This is a genomic window from Paenibacillus sp. FSL P4-0338, assembly GCF_038002365.1.
GTDB lineage: Bacteria > Bacillota > Bacilli > Paenibacillales > Paenibacillaceae > Paenibacillus_AQ.
In genome coordinates this window covers 4,605,201-4,621,707 of the sequence record NZ_JBBOCG010000001.1, presented here as the reverse complement: position 1 = coordinate 4,621,707, position 16,507 = coordinate 4,605,201, and the positions used below count along the sequence as shown (strand labels likewise).

At 55.3% G+C, this 16,507-nt stretch carries 14 protein-coding genes and 1 pseudogene; 11 read left to right on the top strand and 4 right to left on the bottom strand.

Going from position 1 to position 16,507, the window contains the following annotated elements:
• Positions 1-97 precede the first annotated feature (97 nt).
• The gene (locus MKZ07_RS20320; RefSeq protein ID WP_341027299.1) at positions 98-1,525 is read right to left on the bottom strand and encodes a VanW family protein; all 1,428 of its coding nucleotides are present in this window, start codon (positions 1,523-1,525) and stop codon (positions 98-100) included.
• Between the two features lie 189 nt (positions 1,526-1,714).
• On the opposite strand from MKZ07_RS20320, the gene ftsE reads away from it, so the two are divergent.
• The 5 genes from ftsE (at position 1,715) to MKZ07_RS20295 (ending at position 7,698) form a co-directional block, all read left to right on the top strand.
• Positions 1,715-2,401 (top strand): cell division ATP-binding protein FtsE, encoded by a 687-nt coding sequence (ftsE, locus tag MKZ07_RS20315; protein ID WP_036694710.1) that lies wholly within the window; start codon positions 1,715-1,717, stop codon positions 2,399-2,401.
• The gene (gene ftsX, locus MKZ07_RS20310) at positions 2,391-3,305 is read left to right on the top strand and encodes a permease-like cell division protein FtsX (protein ID WP_036694712.1); all 915 of its coding nucleotides are present in this window, start codon (positions 2,391-2,393) and stop codon (positions 3,303-3,305) included. The genes ftsE and ftsX overlap by 11 nt, the downstream gene beginning before the upstream one ends.
• 43 nt (positions 3,306-3,348) lie before the next feature.
• Positions 3,349-4,665, top strand: coding sequence for a murein hydrolase activator EnvC family protein (locus MKZ07_RS20305; RefSeq protein WP_036694714.1), 1,317 nt, complete (start codon positions 3,349-3,351; stop codon positions 4,663-4,665).
• 143 nt (positions 4,666-4,808) lie between these two features.
• Complete coding sequence (locus MKZ07_RS20300) at positions 4,809-6,275, top strand: S41 family peptidase (RefSeq protein ID WP_036694715.1); 1,467 nt, start codon at positions 4,809-4,811, stop codon at positions 6,273-6,275.
• A 100-nt stretch (positions 6,276-6,375) separates the two neighbouring features.
• A complete protein-coding gene (locus MKZ07_RS20295; protein WP_036694716.1) occupies positions 6,376-7,698 on the top strand; it encodes a PDZ domain-containing protein in 1,323 nt (440 codons plus the stop codon).
• Positions 7,699-8,045: 347 nt separating this feature from the next.
• Here MKZ07_RS20295 and MKZ07_RS20290 read toward each other — a convergent pair whose 3' ends face one another.
• Complete coding sequence (locus tag MKZ07_RS20290; RefSeq protein WP_036694717.1) at positions 8,046-8,705, bottom strand: response regulator transcription factor; 660 nt, start codon at positions 8,703-8,705, stop codon at positions 8,046-8,048.
• Positions 8,706-8,740: 35 nt separating this feature from the next.
• A complete protein-coding gene (locus MKZ07_RS20285; RefSeq protein WP_051493422.1) occupies positions 8,741-9,904 on the bottom strand; it encodes a sensor histidine kinase in 1,164 nt (387 codons plus the stop codon).
• A gap of 196 nt (positions 9,905-10,100) precedes the next feature.
• Between MKZ07_RS20285 and MKZ07_RS20280 the strand changes: the two genes are divergently transcribed.
• The 6 genes and pseudogenes from MKZ07_RS20280 (at position 10,101) to MKZ07_RS20255 (ending at position 15,094) form a co-directional block, all read left to right on the top strand.
• Entirely contained in the window at positions 10,101-11,036 is a 936-nt protein-coding gene (locus tag MKZ07_RS20280) for an ABC transporter ATP-binding protein (protein ID WP_036694718.1), read from the top strand.
• Between the two features lie 15 nt (positions 11,037-11,051).
• Complete coding sequence (locus tag MKZ07_RS20275) at positions 11,052-12,218, top strand: ABC transporter permease (RefSeq protein WP_076161264.1); 1,167 nt, start codon at positions 11,052-11,054, stop codon at positions 12,216-12,218.
• On the top strand, positions 12,211-13,371 hold the full coding sequence (locus tag MKZ07_RS20270) for an ABC transporter permease (RefSeq protein WP_235218410.1): 1,161 nt from the start codon (positions 12,211-12,213) through the stop codon (positions 13,369-13,371). Before MKZ07_RS20275 ends, MKZ07_RS20270 begins: the two co-directional genes overlap by 8 nt.
• A gap of 108 nt (positions 13,372-13,479) precedes the next feature.
• Complete coding sequence (locus tag MKZ07_RS20265; RefSeq protein ID WP_341027293.1) at positions 13,480-13,803, top strand: L-rhamnose mutarotase; 324 nt, start codon at positions 13,480-13,482, stop codon at positions 13,801-13,803.
• A gap of 150 nt (positions 13,804-13,953) precedes the next feature.
• Positions 13,954-14,154: pseudogene (locus MKZ07_RS20260) on the top strand (cation:proton antiporter domain-containing protein); the annotation flags it as partial.
• A gap of 91 nt (positions 14,155-14,245) precedes the next feature.
• Entirely contained in the window at positions 14,246-15,094 is an 849-nt protein-coding gene (locus MKZ07_RS20255) for a hypothetical protein (protein ID WP_341027291.1), read from the top strand.
• A 606-nt stretch (positions 15,095-15,700) separates the two neighbouring features.
• Here the strand turns inward: MKZ07_RS20255 and MKZ07_RS20250 are convergent.
• The gene (locus tag MKZ07_RS20250; RefSeq protein WP_076161251.1) at positions 15,701-16,498 is read right to left on the bottom strand and encodes an ABC transporter permease; all 798 of its coding nucleotides are present in this window, start codon (positions 16,496-16,498) and stop codon (positions 15,701-15,703) included.
• Positions 16,499-16,507 lie beyond the last annotated feature (9 nt).

The following is a 16,507-nucleotide window of genomic DNA, read 5'->3' as shown; positions in this document are numbered from 1 at the left end:
CTCAGTCTAGCGCTTCATAAAATAACGGCTGTGCCGACCTTGTCACAAGGCGGGCACAGCCGTTTCTGTTTGCTCATACATTTCAGGGAACCGGACGTTACCGAGCCTTCACTCCGTCCTCGACCAGCTGTCTGCGCGGGGATTCAGGTTGATCGGATTTGCTCATCCCGCCGCGGTTGATGGCGATGACACGTTTCTGGGCGTAATAGGTATCGCGGGAGAGCAGATTTCTCTCTACCGCTGTACCATCCACATGGCGGGTAATGAAAGTTTCAACTACATAGCCGGTTTTTCCGGCAAGCAGTACCCGGGTTCCGCCCTTGGGGAGCGAATTATCGCTCACATATTTATCCGTGGGGGGCAGCACTTGGGCGGTTCTGGATTCAATGGAATAGGTGACGTTCTTCGGGAACGTGCCGAACAGCTTGATGGTCAGCGTGCGCCCCTGGACTTCGGACTTGATGATCAGATATTTGCCGGTGTTGTTGCGGAAGCGAAAATTGATATACCCCTCGGCAAAAGTGGCGTCCTGCCCCTTCGGTAGATAGCTGACCGGAAGCGAGTGGTTGCGCCGTTCTACGATCTCCAGCCCAGAGCGCAGCGCGGCATTATACAGGGTGCTGGAGACCTGGCAGATCCCCCCGCCGGTACCGGGCTGGAGCTTGCCGTTCACGATGACCGGGGCTTCGCGGAAGCCGTATTCGGTCTGGGCCTTCTGGATCGCTTTTCCGTAATCAAAAACCGCATTCGGCGGCAGCACCGTGCCGTTCACGGCTTTGGCGGCGGCCTCTACATTGAAGCTGCGCCCGGGGCCGCTGGCCCCGAGGGAGGTGCTGAACTGGACGATTTTGCGGTCGATGCCCTGATCCTTAAGCGCCTGTAGCGTGATCTTCGGCTGCTTGACAGCAAGGGGAACCTCCAGCTGAATTTGCTGATCCTGAAGTGTGCCGTCAGCGGCTAACCGGGTGGGCACTGCCGCCTGCACCGCAAGCTCCAGCGCCTGCCAGTCCACCTCGTAGGAGGATGTGCCTGGCGTATATACGACCCGGTCATCTCCGGTGATCTGCCGGACCGCATCGACCGGAACGCCGAAGGATTCTTTTTCCCACTCGGGATTCAAGAGACTCCTGAGCTGCGCAGTCTGCAGCTGAATCTCCATATTCCAGCTGCCGGACCAGCTGCGCCGGGCTTGTACCCGCTCCATCAGCGTGCCGTCCGTCAGCGTTTTCAGCGCCTTGAGGAAATCCCCGGCTTCATAGGTCACACCTGCCTGCTTAAGGGTAACCTTGCGTCCGGCGTTATTTTTTGCCTTCAGCATGAGTGGAGTAGCTTCCAGCGCCTGAAGTCTTGCATCCATTCCGGCTGCTACATCAGCGATGTTCATTCCGCCAATCTCCCAGCCTGCGATAGCGGTATTTGCGGGCAGGGTAGGCTGGCTGCCGTATAGATGAAGCCCTCCGGCAGCCAGCGAACCGGCCAGCATCAGACCGAAACCCGCGATGAGAGCGGCGTGTATTTTTTTCATAAGTAATCTCTCCTTCTATGGGGCAAAACCTGATGTTTTTATGTATATGTAAGGATTCGGTAAAACTTTCGGGTACTCAAGGGGTTATGGATTTGTTACAATAGATACGCCTGCGATAATCATGCAGTTTATGGAAGCTCCCCCGGCCCAGTAGCCCGGCGGAAGATGTCAGAATCGGGAAGTGAGAAAATGATTGAGATGCAGGATGTATGGAAGACCTATGCTAACGGGACCCATGCATTGCAAGGAATATCCGTCAAAATCGACCGTAATGAGTTCGTCTACATTGTCGGACCGTCCGGCGCAGGTAAATCAACGTTCATGAAATTAATTTATAGAGAAGAAACGCCAACCAAAGGACAGATCTCCGTAGGCGGGTTCAATATCGGCAAGCTGAAGCCCCGTAAGATCCCTTATGTGCGCCGCAATATCGGTGTGGTCTTTCAGGATTTCCGGCTGCTGCCGAAGATGACGGCGTATGAGAATGTGGCTTTTGCGATGGATGTTATTGAGGCACCGAAGAAGATTATCAAGAAGCGTGTGAATGAAGTGCTCGATCTGGTGGGACTGCGCAGCAAGGCGGGGCGTGAGCCCTCACAGCTCTCAGGGGGAGAGCAGCAGCGGATCGCGATTGCCAGAGCTATTGTCAACAACCCTGCCGTTATTATTGCGGACGAGCCTACCGGCAATCTGGACCCGGAGACCTCATGGGGCATTATGCAGCTGCTGGATGAGATTAATTTTCGCGGCACCACGATCGTTATGGCGACCCACAACCGGGATATTGTGAACAAAATGCGCAAACGGGTGCTTGCGATTGAGAATGGAACGATCGTCAGAGACCAATTGAGAGGGGAATACGGTTATGAGTTTTAAAACCTTCTTGCGGCATTTGCGGGAAGGCTTCAAAAACGTATTCCGCAACGGCTGGATGTCGGTGGCGTCCATCACTTCCATCGTTGTCTCTCTCTTCGTACTCGGAGTGTTCATCCTGCTGGTGCTCAACGTCAATCAAATTGCGGACAAAGCAGACAGCCAGGTGCAGATCAATGTGCATCTGACGCTGAATACGGACCAGAAGATGCGGGAGAAGCTGGAAAACGAAATCGGCAATATGCCGGAAGTCAGCAAGGTGGAGTTCGTCTCCAAAGAACAGGGCTTGAAGGAATTCCGTGAAGATATGGGGCCGGATGCCGCTGAGCTCCTGGAAGGATTCGATGAAGACAATAATCCGCTGCCGGACAAGCTGCTCGTTGAAGTCATTGAGCCGACCACAGTTCCGTTTGTAGCGGAGAAGATAGAAGCACTGAACAAGACGCATGAAGAGCAGCCAATCTACAAGGTGAACTACGGTAAAGGCTCTGTGGAGACTTTATTCAAGGTGACCAAGGCGGTACGGAATATCGGGTTTATTTTTGTAGCGGGACTGGCGCTGATGTCGATGTTCCTGATCTCGAATACCATCCGGGTAACGATTCTGGCCCGCCGCAAGGAAATCGGCATTATGAAGCTCGTGGGCGCTACGAATTATTTCATCCGCTGGCCCTTCTTTATCGAAGGTGCTCTGATTGGATTGATTGGTTCAGTGGTAACCTCGGGTGCCCTCTACGCCGGTTATAGCAGTCTGGTGTCTTCCGTGAAGGGAGATCCGATGCTGGGGCTGCAACTCATTCCATTTGAGAATATCTGGTTGCTGCTATGCGGGCTGCTGGTGGGCCTCGGGGTACTGATTGGCGTATGGGGCAGCACGGTGTCGATCCGCAAGTTCTTGAAGGTATAACCTGTATGATTCTTATATTTGAACAAAGGACGGAGAGTGCAAGTTGAAGAAGATTGCTGCCGGAATGGCCGTAATATTGCTGGCTGTCACAATGTTCGGGCCCTCTGACGGATATGCGAAGAAAACAAGTGTTGCCGAAATCGATAAGCAGCTGAAGCAGCTGCAGCAGGAGGTCCAGGCGGCCAAGGCGGCGCAGGATAAGGCGGACTCCCGTAACCAGGAGGCTAAGCATTATAGGAATAAGACCACGCTGAACCTGGACTACGTACTGGGGCAGATTACACAGGTGAAGGGCGAGATGACCACAATATCCGGCAAAATTGCCAGCACGGAGAAGTCGCTTACCGTGACGGCAACAGAGCTGGATGAGGCGGAGGCGCGCGTTGCCTCCCGCGAAAAACTGCTGGAATCCCGCGTCCGTCTGATGTACACGGATGGCGCAGTCTCCTATCTGGATGTGCTGCTGTCCTCGACCAGCTTCTCCGACTTCCTGGACCGGGCCGATTCCCTGAAGATGATCGTGGATCAGGATCAGGATCTGCTGGTGCAGCATAAGCTGGACAAGCAGACGGTGATTGCCAAGAAGCAGGAGCTGGAAGGGCAATATGCCACGGCGAAGCAGCTGTATACCGACCTGGAAGCCCAGCGCAGTATGCTGAAGGAGAAGGAAGCGGAGAAGCAGGAGCTTATCGCTTATTATGATGAGGAGATTCAGAATTCGGAGGTTATCTCTGCTGAACAGGATGCCAAGCTGGTAGAACTGGCCAGCAGCCGCTCCGTGCTGGAAGCGCAGAAGGACAAGATTAAGGCGGAGGAAGCGGCGCGCAGAGCGGCTGCAGCGAAGGCTGAGGCGCAGCGCCGGGCGGCGTTAGCCGCAGCCAAGGCGGCGGAGAAGGCGAAAGCCGCGAAGTCTTCCGGCGGCGACAGCTCCTCCTTTGCGAGCGTAGAGGAATATTCCGGTGGAGATGGTCCTTATCTGCGGCCGGTGGGCTACGCGCGGATCTCCTCTCCTTTTGGCTACCGGACCCATCCGGTGACGCATGAAGTCGGCAAGCTGCATACCGGTGTGGACTTTGCCGTGCCGCAGGGTACGAGTATTCACGCAGCGGATTCCGGTACAGTGCTGGTTGCGCAGTGGTACAGCGGTTATGGTTATTGTGTCATTATCGATCATGGCGGCGGGGTATGGACGCTGTACGGACATATCCGCGAGGGCGGTATCAAGGTGAGCCAGGGACAACGGGTGGAGCGCGGGCAGAAGATTGCCGAATCCGGGTCTACCGGACGTTCGACCGGCCCGCATCTGCATTTTGAAGTGCGGATCAATGGGACAGCGGTGAATCCTATGCCTTATCTGTAAGCAGACTGAGCCTGAAAAATCCAATTTTTGCTGAACTGATAAATATATTTTCGTGCTGCGGCATATACTGGAAGAGATGCCGTTTCTCATGGAACGGGCCCATGCTGGTGTTAAGATGGACAAGAAGGGACGGTGGGAACATCATGTTAAAGAAAAGCACTGCGGCCTTTATGATCGTCGCGGCACTGCTGTGCGGCAGTCTGCTGACCCTGGGCGTGACCGGTTATGTGCAGGTATTCGGACAAGCCGCAGGTGAAGGGCTGGCGACGGTCCTGCAGACTGCCGGACTACAGGAGAAGGAATCGAAGAAGCTGGGTACCGCTCTTAGCCTGATCGAGAGCAATTATTATGAGAAGGTCGACCGGGAGAAGCTGATTGACGGTGCGGTCAACGGAATGATGGAAGCACTGGGCGACCCGTATTCCAACTACATGGGCAAGGAGACGGCACAGCGGTTCGAGGAGAGCATCGAAGGCTCCTTCTCGGGGATTGGCGCTGAAGTCTCCTCTGACAACGGCAAGGTCGTTGTTGTCTCCCCGATCAAGGGCTCACCTGCAGAGAAGGCGGGCATACAAGCCAAGGATGTGATCCTCTCCGTGAACGGTGAATCGCTGGAAGGGCTGGAGCTGAATGCAGCTGTAGCCAAAATCCGCGGTCCCAAGGGCAGCAAGGCGACCCTGAAGGTTCAGCGGACCGGAACAGCAGAGCCGCTGCAATTCGCCATCACCCGTGATGATGTCAGACTGGAGACGGTCTATGCGAAGATGGAGAAGGAGCATGTTGGTGTGATCGAGGTTACGCAGTTCTCACAGAACACCTCGGAGCGGTTCAAGGAAGAATTGACGAAGCTGGAGAAGCAAGGCATGAAGGGACTTGTTATTGATGTCCGCAATGACCCGGGCGGTGTGCTGCCGGTCGTCATTGAGATGGTCGAGCAGTTCGTACCGTCCGGCAAAGCCATCGTGCAGGTGGAGGATAAGAACAAGCGGCGCGAGATCAGCACCTCGAAGGGGTCGAGCAAGAAGTATCCGGTAGTCGTGCTGATGAATAAAGGCAGCGCGAGCGCTTCGGAGATCATGGCCGGAGCCCTGCAGCAATCGGCCGGAGCCAAGCTGATCGGAGAGAATTCATTCGGCAAGGGAACCGTACAGACCAGCTTCGAGGAGCAACTCGGTGACGGAAGCCTGCTGAAGATTACGATTGCCAAGTGGCTGACGCCTGACGGCACCTGGATTCACGGCAAGGGTATTAAGCCCGATATCGCCGTAGCCCAACCGGATTACTTCTCGGTGGCGCCGATTAACAAGAGCGTTACGCTGCAATATAATATGAACAGTGCAGATGTCAAAAGTGCGCAGACTATGCTGGATGGACTAGGCTACAAGCCGGGCCGCAAGGACGGCTACTTCGATGCCGGGACCAAAGAAGCGGTCAAGAAATTCCAGAGCGCAGCCAAGCTGAAGTCGACAGGCTCGATTGACGCCAAGACCGCGGAAGCGCTGGAACTGGCGCTGATCAAGGTCATCCAAGATCCGGTGAATGACAATCAGCGGAATAAGGGGATCGAAGAGATTCAGAAGGAAATCAAGGCTGCAGCGTCGAAAAAGTAAGAAGGCTGATTTCAGCCTTCTTTTTTCTTTTAAAAGATAAGAATGTATATGCTTCGCGCTATAATTATCCTCTAGGCTATGAAAAGGAGTGTGCGAACCGTTGAATGTACTCCTGGAGCTGCTGACCAGCTTAGGTACAGCAGTCCTACATCTGCTGATTCAGCCCTATTACTATATCGCTATTCTATTTATTGCCCTATATTACCGCAGACAGGTAGCCCTCGAGCGGAAGCTTATTCATGTGAAGCTGCATAGCTGGGGACCGGAAACCTGGCGGACCGTCTGGACTGGCGGCCTCATGGGGCTGCTTGTCTCCCTTTCCGCAGTTGCACTGGGAGTCTCGGTGACCTATACGGCTGTAGCCTGTATCTGGGTGGTCAGCCTTGTCTTAATGCTGTTTCGGGTGCGTTACTTATGCTTTGCGTATGCCATAGGCGCGCTTGGAATTGTGCAGTTTGTACTGTCGTTCTTCCCGGAGACGCTGCAGAGCGGAGCCGCCGGAACGGTTGCCGGTGCCGTGAGGGAGATGGATATCCCCGCACTGCTGGCGCTGGCCGCGCTGCTTCACGTGGCCGAGGCGCTGCTGGCTCGCTGGCAGGGGCCCCGGCTGGCGACGCCGCTGTTCCTTGCCGGCAAGCGCGGCAAGGTGGTGGGCGGCTACCAGCTGCAGGCCTTCTGGCCGCTGCCGCTGTTCGTGCTGATTCCCGCGGGCAGCGGAATCGGTGAACTGCCGTGGCATCCGCTGCTGGGCGGGGGCCTCGGCCTGGTCTCGCTGCCGGTCATCATCGGCTTCAGCGAGATGACCCAGGGCATGCTGCCCGGACGCAAGGCGGCCCGGACGTTCGGACGGCTGCTGATCTACAGCGCCGTCCTGCTCGGCCTCAGCCTGCTTGCGGACCTATGGAGCCCGCTGACGGTTGTCGCGGCGCTCGCGGCCATTCTGCTGCACGAAGGGTTAAGCTGGTACAGCGCTCTGGAGGAGCGCAGCCTTAGCCCCGTCTTCGTGCATCCCCCGGCCGGCCGTAAGGTGCTGGCCGTGCTGCAGGGCAGCCCCGCGCAGGAGCTGGGCATCCTGCCCGGCGAGATCCTGCTGAAGGTCAACGGGGTCCTGTTGACCAGCGCGGCGCAGCTGCATGAGGCGCTGCGCATGAACCCCGCGTTCTGCAAGCTGGAGGTGCAGAACCGCGAAGGCGAGAGCAAATATCTGCAGCGTGCGATCTATGCCGGGGACCATCATCAGCTCGGCATCATTCTGGTGCCGGACCCGGACGGGGGTATCACCGCAGAGATGAAGCCGTCCAGCATCTTCAGCATCATCGGGATGCGCACAGGCATCCGGCAGCGGGGAGTGCAGGCGGATCGGCTAGGCCGGGCGAAGAAGACGCCGCCGGCAGAGGCCAAGCAGGAATCTGCTGGTGTCTGAAGGTGTCTGACTGTAGATTACCAACGTAATTGGTTTCCCCAGTGACTGCTGGCGCGGAAGGTTAAAGAGGCCCGTTCTTTCTGAACTAAGTTCAGGTGGAACGGGCCTCTTATATTTATAGTTGTTAAGGGAGTGGTGTGAGGTACCTGGAATGTAATCGAAAAACCGACCACATTTGGACGGGGTGAATCGCACTAAGCACCGGAATTCCTGCAAATGATGCAACAATGTACCATAGCCAGTAACATTTATAGAGGAATCCTGTAAAATGTGTAACAATGCGGCTCCAGACAAGAGGTCCGTGAGAGGAAACGCTCAGAATTGGCGAGAGATAGCATTTCCGTGGCTTAATGATTCCCCTGCGTACTCTTCAGGTACAGAATCGCAATCTGTGTCCGGTCGCGTACGCCGAGCTTGCTGAGGATGTCGGTGATATAGTTTTTGACGGTGCCTTCGCTCAGGAACAGCTTGGCGGCGATTTCCTTGTTGGTGAGTCCCTCTGCGATGGAGGTGACCACTGCCTGCTCAGACTTGGTCAGTCCATAGGAAGCAAATGGCTGAGCCACTGGAGCTTCCTGACGCGCCGACGGTTGGAGGAAGCCCGCCAGCTTGCGGGCGATCTCGGGATGAATGAGCATATTGCCCTCATGTACAGTCTTGATGCCTTGAATGATCCGGTCCGGCGGGATGTTCTTGAGCAGATATCCGCTGGCTCCGGCGCGCAGAGCCTCAATAATATACTCGTCATCATCGAAGGTGGTCAGCATCAGTACAGCCACGGATGGATAAGCTTCTTTGATCAGCCGTGTACCTTCCACTCCGTCACAGCCCGGCATACGGATGTCCATGAGTACAACATCCGCTCCGCCGGGCTCCCCCAGCAAGGAGAGAGCCTCCCGGCCATCCCCTGCGGTTCCCGCGACCTCGATACCGGCATCCAGCCCGATTAAGACCTTCAGGCTCTCGCGGATAAAAGAATCGTCGTCAACAATCAATACTCTAATCATGCTTCGGCACCTCTTATCTTTGAGTATATCTCCATTCAGCGCGGCGCTTCCTCCGGCTGCCGATACACCGGCAGCCGGGTAATAACCGTGAACTGCGGCTGCAGCCGAAGCTCCAGCGTTCCGCCCAACATGGCGCATCGCTCGCTCATGCCCGTCAGGCCCATCCCGCTGCTGCCCGGCAGACGGCCCAGCGGGTCTGCTTCCGGCAGCTTCCCGTTATTGCCGGTCTCCATCCGCACCTCATGCTCCGTATAGGTGACCTCCACCCATACGGAGCTGGCTTGACCGTGCCGCAGTGCATTGGTGATGGCCTCCCGGGCATTGGTGTACAGCACAACCTGCAGGCTCGGATAGAGCGGATAAGGAATCCCTTGCACCGTATAGGTGGTGGCAATCCCGGTATCGCGGCCCACCTCTTCCAGCAGCCGGTCCAGCGCATGCGCCCCTTCAAGCTGGGGAGTATGGTTAATCCGCTTCAGCGCAGTACGCATATCGTCCATACTGCCCGAGAGCTGGTCCCGGATCTGGTTCATCATCTGCAGTCCCGATTCCGGTGCGGCAGGAAGGGTGTGAATGGCCGCTTCAGTCATCATCTTGACCCGGATCAGCCGGTGACCGATGTCGTCATGCAGCTGGCGGGCAATCCGCACCCGTTCATCGGCCTGCGCGGCCACCTCTATGTGTGAGGTGAACTGGAGCAGCCTAGCGCGGGCCTCTTCCAGCTCGAAATGCTTTTTGCGCAGCTCATCATAGAGGAATAAGGTATCGGTACGCACGCGCCCTGCCCGGAGCAGCAGCAGATTCAAGCCGGCACACAGCAGAAAGGTAAGATTCGTGAACACGAGCACTGCCGGAGCAGTATGAAGCAGCGCGGCATTCAACAGGGCCAGATGAATACAGAAGAAGGTAAGAGCCGTATTCTTGGGCTGCCGCCGGGTATAGGAGATCACCGCAGACAAGGCCGGAAAAACCATCAGCGGACCGTATTCATAACAAAGCCAGGCGGTGAGGATCAGTTCCATGCCTTCGGTCAGTGTGGCGAGAGATCTGGATGGCCTTGCACCCAGTATGACCAGCAGCATCAGCAGCATGAAATGCAGAGTGAACCCGTCATAGTCGGCGAATTCATAGACTTGAATCGAGAGGATCGCCGGGATTATAAGCAGGCTGTAGCGCAGCAGTATCAGTTCTCTGGTCAAGTAAGCTCATCCTTTTAAATAAAATATCCCTAATCCGTGTCGACATTCTTCTCAGGTATATCCATCTTAGCATAAGAGTGCTGCTCTTCAGGAGATGACTTTCGTCACCTCCGGATCATGACCTTTAGTACCTTCGCTTATCCCAGCCCTGCAGTACAATGAGAGTATGAGATTGAAGGAACAAGGGGGCGCAGCAATGGTACTTGCGGTACTTAGCGATGTTGTGAAGAGATATGACGGTAAGCTGATTGTGGATCACGTGAATTTCAATATACAGGAGGGTGAAATCTTTGGCCTGCTCGGCCCGAACGGTGCCGGGAAAAGCACGACCATCAGCATGATCTGCGGGCTGCTTCAAGCCGACAGCGGCGATATTATTATCGACGGGCTGTCCGTAAGGGAGCGGCCGCTTGAGGTGAAGAAACGTATCGGGCTTGTGCCCCAGGAGCTGGCGTTATACGAGAACATGACGGCAAGTGATAATGTAAGCTTTTTCGGCAGACTCTATGGGCTGCGCGGACAGCTGCTGAAGGAGCGGACGTGGGAAGCGCTGGAGTTCACCGGCCTAAGCGACCGGGCGAAGGATAAACCGTCCACCTTCTCGGGAGGGATGAAAAGACGGCTGAATATCGCCTGTGCGATCATGCACCGGCCGCGCTTGATTATTATGGATGAACCCACAGTCGGCATTGATCCGCAGTCACGCAATCATATTCTGGAATCCGTGAAGGCTTTGAATAAGATGGGGTCGTCGGTGATCTACACCAGCCATTATATGGAGGAGGTAGCTGCGATCTGTGACCGGGTGGCCATTATGGACCAGGGGCATATCATTGCCTGCGGTACGGAGAACGAGCTGCGCGAACGGGTGGCCCACGAGGAGAAAATCGTTGTGAAGGCAGCGGGCATCACCCCTGCTTTAGTGAACGAGCTGGGGCAGCATCCCCGGATCAACCGGGTAGAAGCTGTGCAGGATGCGATCGAGCTGTATCTTCCCTCCTCGCAAAGTGCGCTGCAGGATGTTCTGTTTATTTTCTCCAAGCACGAAGGGGTTATTGCCTCCCTGAATATAGAAGAGCCGGATCTGGAGACCTTGTTCCTTAGTCTGACCGGCCGGACCTTGCGGGACTAGAGAGGGGGGATAGGTGTGAATATCTGGATCATTATGGGGTTTGAGCTGCGCAGACAGCTCCGTTCACGCACATTGCTGCTTAATATGTTCCTGCTGCCGCTGGTGCTGATCTTCCTCTTGGGCGCGTCCCTCTCCGGGGTGGTTGGGGTGCAGGGGGCAGATGAGATCAAGCCTGTACGTGTAGCTATTGTGAATACCGGAGGCGGAGGGGCAGAAGCATCTGCGATCCTTACGGATTTTCTGGAGACGCCTGAGGTGAAGGGGCTCATTATTCCTGTCAAAACAGAGAGCCGTGAAGCCGCAGAGAGCGGGCTGCGTACCAGTAAATATGCCTATGGGGTTATTGTTCCTCCGGGCTTTGATCAGGAGGTGCAGAGCGGTAAGAAGGCGAGTCTGGAGTTCATTCTGGGCAGGAGCCATGACGATAACCGGGTAGCCGGAACCGCCTTCGACAATCTGCTCATGGAGCTGAATTATAAGCAGGCGGCAGCCGTTACCCTTGGACCGCAGGCGCTTACAGCGACTTCGGTACCTGCCAGTAAGCCGGGGGTGGTGCTGGGAGATCTGAACAATGGCGGGAAGACCTATTCGGCGGCCCAGTTCTATGCGGCGTCCATGCTGCTGATGTTCCTGATGTACAGCGGACTTACTGTGACAGCCTCACTTTTTAACGATAAAGAGAACCATACGCTGTTCAGAATCCAATCCATGCCGGTAAAAGACAATCATCTGTTCATCGGCAAAATGCTCGGCGTAGGCCTGATCAGCATCCTGCAGTGCCTTACGATTATTCTGCTGTCTGACTGGCTGTTCGGCGTCTACTGGGGGAACCGCCCGGGACTGCTGCTGCTGTTCTGCCTGCTGATGATTGCCGCCTCGATGACGCTGGGCGTACTGATCTGCCTCTTCAGCCGGACCTCGGCGGTTGCTGCGAACATCATTAGTGTCCTGACTATAGTGATGACCTTCGTCAGCGGAGGAATGGCGCCGCTTCCCGATTCCTGGGTGAACAGCGCAGGGGCATTCACGCTTAACCATTGGGTGCAGCAGGCGGTCATCCGGATGATGCTGCATTCCGGTCTGGAGCAGCTTTTGCCGAATCTGTGGGTGATGTGCTTCATCAGCGCGGCTTTGTTCGCGGCAGTGATTGTCTCATACCGGAAGGTGGGTTACCGTGGATAAAATATTAATCATTGCCTGGAATATGATCAGACGAAGCATTGGCACCTTCAGGGGACTTATGGTATTCATTCTGCTTCCCGGTGTAGTGGTGGCAGCGATTATCTCCCTTACCGGAGGGATGGCGGAGGAGCCGGCAACTGTGCTATATGCCAACTCGGATACGGGGGCAGCCGGCAGACATTTGATTACGGAGCTGGAGCAGGCCGGAGAATATAAGTTCGAGCCGCGCAGCGACGAGGCCGCTTTGAAGGAGGCGACAATTAAGCAGGAGGGAACGGTGGGGGTGTTCATTCCTGCCGGGTACACTGCCGCCTTGCTGGCGGGGGAGCCGCCACAGATCAGTATCTATGAGCTGCGGGCAAGTGAAAGCTCAATCATGATGAAGCTGAAGATCACCGCCACTGCCGCTCAAATTGCCGAAGCGGCGCATACCGTTGCTGCCGCAGGCGGGGGAACAGGCGAAATGCAGGCGCAGCTCGCTGCTGTACTGAAGCAGTCGGAGCAGCACAACGTGGGCAGCACACGCACCGATTATGATCTCTATCCGCGGCAGACGCTGGGCGTAGTTACAGGGATGACGCTCATGTTCCTGATGGCGCTGGTGACCAGCTCCGTCTCCCAGATCACGGATGACCGCAGAGGGCGTACCATGATGCGCATGTTCAGCGCGCCGGTCCGTTCTTATGAAATTGCGCTTGGCAACTTCCTGGGCAGCTTTCTTGTAGGAATGATTCAGATCCTTGTCGTGCTGGTGCTGGGCAAATGGGTGCTCCGCTATGATTACGAGATGCCGCTCTTTCTCTACTTCCTGGTTCTGGCGGCCTTCATGCTGGTATCTATGGGCATCGCCAGCACCGTTGCAGGCCTGATCCGCAATCCGCGTAATGCGGGGATGCTGAATTCACTGATTCTTACACCGACCTGTATGCTGGGCGGCTGCTTCTGGCCCGTCTCCATCATGCCGGAATATATGCAGAAGCTGGCTAACTTTACACCGCAGAAATGGGCGATTCAGGCGGTGGACATTGCCGCAACCGGCGGCGGCTGGAATGAGCTGTGGCTGCCGTTTGCAATCCTAGGCCTGATGGCAGCAGTTCTGCTGGCGATTGGCTCTGCCATTCTCCGTCCGAATGAAGCGGGAATCAGCACCTGAGATCGAAGCGTATCCTTGCTGCCCTCCATGTCTAAAACGGACATATTCAAATTGTATAATTATGTGATATGATCGGATCAAAGGAATGCATGACAGGGGGATACGAGGATGGGCAGGAATAAGCTGGCTTGGACCTGGAAGGTGAAAGAGGAATACTTAGAGGAATACGTACAGATGCATCTGGAGCCGTGGCCGGAGATTCTGGAGGAGCACAGCAAAGCAGGCATCCGTAATTATTCGATTTTTCAGAACGGCAACCAGTTCTTCTATTGCTTTGAATGTGATGATACGGAAGCTGCGTTCGCCTACATCGCCGGGAGTGAGGCCTGCAACCGCTGGAATGCGATCACCTCAAATATGGTCGAGGGCTCCTTTGATTTCAATAATGCGGTTCCGATGGTGCCGCTGCGTGAGGTCTTTTATCTGAAGTAATCCGGTTTACAGCAATGTTCATTGGAGCGATTCTGGAGAGAATCGTTTGAAGTGAACTGAATAATTCAGTGTTATTAGGAGGAGCCTGTCACGCAGGCTTCTCCTTGTCGTTTTACGTGTTTTTTAGGATAAAAGGAGTGAAAATCGCAAGCTCGGCTGACCGGGTTCAATACGCGTTCCTCGCTCATTATCGGCGCAGGCATGATCTCCAGAGGCGAAGTCGCCCTGATTATAGCCGCCACCGGTCTTGCGAGCGGACTGCTGCTGCCGCAGTGTTTTACCAGCGTGATTATTGCTGTAATGGTAACCACACTCGCCACGCCGCCGCTGCTCAAGGGAATGTTCCGGTGACTATTTTTTAAAGAAAATAAGACAATCTCTAAATTTGTGGACCGTGATAATCTTATATAATGGGTTGTACTCCAAAAATGATTAGAGGGGAATGAGTCCTATCCGGTCTAAAACTACAACACTGGCAGCGGGCACAGTTCTGTCGCTTAGCCTGCTGCTGGGATGTAGCAGCCAAAATACATCCGCCACCGGTACTCCGGCGGCAGAACCGGCTTCGTCTGCCTTAGTGTCTGCTTCTGCGTCGCCATCTGCAACTCCTACTGCACAGACTATTTCATCTGCACCAACTGCTTCCGTAGTCGCCTCGGAAACTGCTTCCGCAGCGACCCCGGTAACTACAGCCGGCCTCACCAGCCAGTTCCCGCCGGAGGGTCTAGCCGGATCGGTCATTATCGATTCCGTGAATGCCGAAGGGACGGTTCGGGCGAGAACCTCAGCCGGACCAGGCGAACTGCTGATGATCGCAAGCGGCCCCGAGGAGCGGGGACATCTGAATGTGTCCAGCAATGACGGCCTCGAAGGGGAGCAGACCTATCAGGCTGATTACTCTATCGTGTACCGGACGGGGGACCAGGATGAGGTATTGCTGGAGCTGCCTGCTTTCTTGTTCGTGCAGCCGACCGACCGCGTGCTGAAATTTGCCGTGGTCTCCTTTGCGAAGGCAGAAGTCTATCTGCTTGCGCCCCAATACAAGTCAGGGCACGGACTGGTTGCTTATGCTTTTGCTAGGGAGAAGGAAAGCGGAAAAGTGTTTCCGTTATCCTTCAAGCTGGGAGAAATTGTGCATGATACGCTGGTGTACTCTGAGCTGCCGCCGTTCCCGGCCAACCAGAACGAACAGTTAGTGGTGTACTTGCCAGTAGGGGCCGGAGGCGACCCGGAACCGGGACCGCAGAGGTATGAGATGGACCTCGCTAAGCGGCAATTTGTCGCACAGTAGAACGAAGTAGAGTAAAGCCTTCCTTTTAGCCGGAATTTTCTTTCAGGTAACCAAAGGGAGGTTTTTTAGTATAGTAAGATACTGAAAATCAAAGGGAGTGATTCGGGAGGCTGGCGGAAGGATTCCGGATAGGCGGATGAAAGGGATAAATCTCTCAGATGATGCTGAAAGTGGGCGGATGGGTGGAATGAAAGGGATAAATCCCTCAGATGCGGGCAGAAGTGGGCTGAAGGAGCCAATGAGGAGCATTAGTGCCCCTGAATTCGTAAATAGTTGGCTAAATGGCTGAATGAGGAGCATTAGTGCCCCTGAATTCGTAGATAGTTGGCTAAATGACTGAATGAGGAGCACTAGTGCACCTGAAATCCTCAAATGTGAGTAAAACCAGTAAATGAAGTGCACTAATGCACCTGAAATCGCCAAATGCGCGCCAATCCAGCGAATAAGGTACACTTCTGCATCTCAGCACCCTCAGCACCCTGAGCACCTCATTCACCCTACCCCCGGCTACCTTAAGCTCCCCCAGCTCCCGCCGGAACCCGCCGCATGTGAGCGGCGGATTGCCATACCGCCACATTGCCACACTCGTCACACCCGCCGCACTCCTCAGTTCCCCGTACTCTCATACCGGGACAACCCGTACCGGAAGACCCCGTAAGCCGCAGCCGCGCTTCCTATTGCCGCGACAGGGGCGAGCAGCCACCAGCCGGACCAGCCGCTTTTGCCGAAGATATAGGTTGCCGGGTAGAAGCTGATGAACGCATAGGGCAGCACCGTCGAAATGAAGATGCGGATCGCCTGCGGAAACAAGGTAATCGGGTATTTGGCCAGATCGGACAGATTATGCACCATCAGCGGAAACGCATTCCCGGCATTGCGAATCCAGAAGGCCGCCGAATTGCCCATGAGATTAATCGATACCCGGATAATGACCGCTGTGACGAACAGCAGGATAAGAATAGCAGCCTTGCCCGCAGTCCAGTGGATGGGGCTGTGCATAAGCGACTGCCAGATGATCACCCCGCCGATGAGCAGATTGCCGAGTCCGTTAATTCCAATCCCCGTGCAGAACACCTGAAGAACCACCGGCACCGGCCGCAGCAGATAACGGTCCAGCTCTCCTGTGTTGACCAGCCTGCCCAGCCGCCAGCTTCCCTCGAAGAACAGCGAACCCGCTCCCTCCGTCAGGAAAATCATAGCGTACATGAAGGTAACCTCCCAGAACTGCCAGCCCTGAATATCCGGAATCCGGTCATAGATCACCCACAGGAACACAAATCCCAGAACCTGCGTCAAGGCCGCCGAGCACATTAGGATGTAAAAGTCTTTATTATACTCCAGAATCGCCTTAAGCTGCTGCACATATAGCCTTCTATAGAGATAGAGCATTTGCGATATTTTCATTCTGCGTCC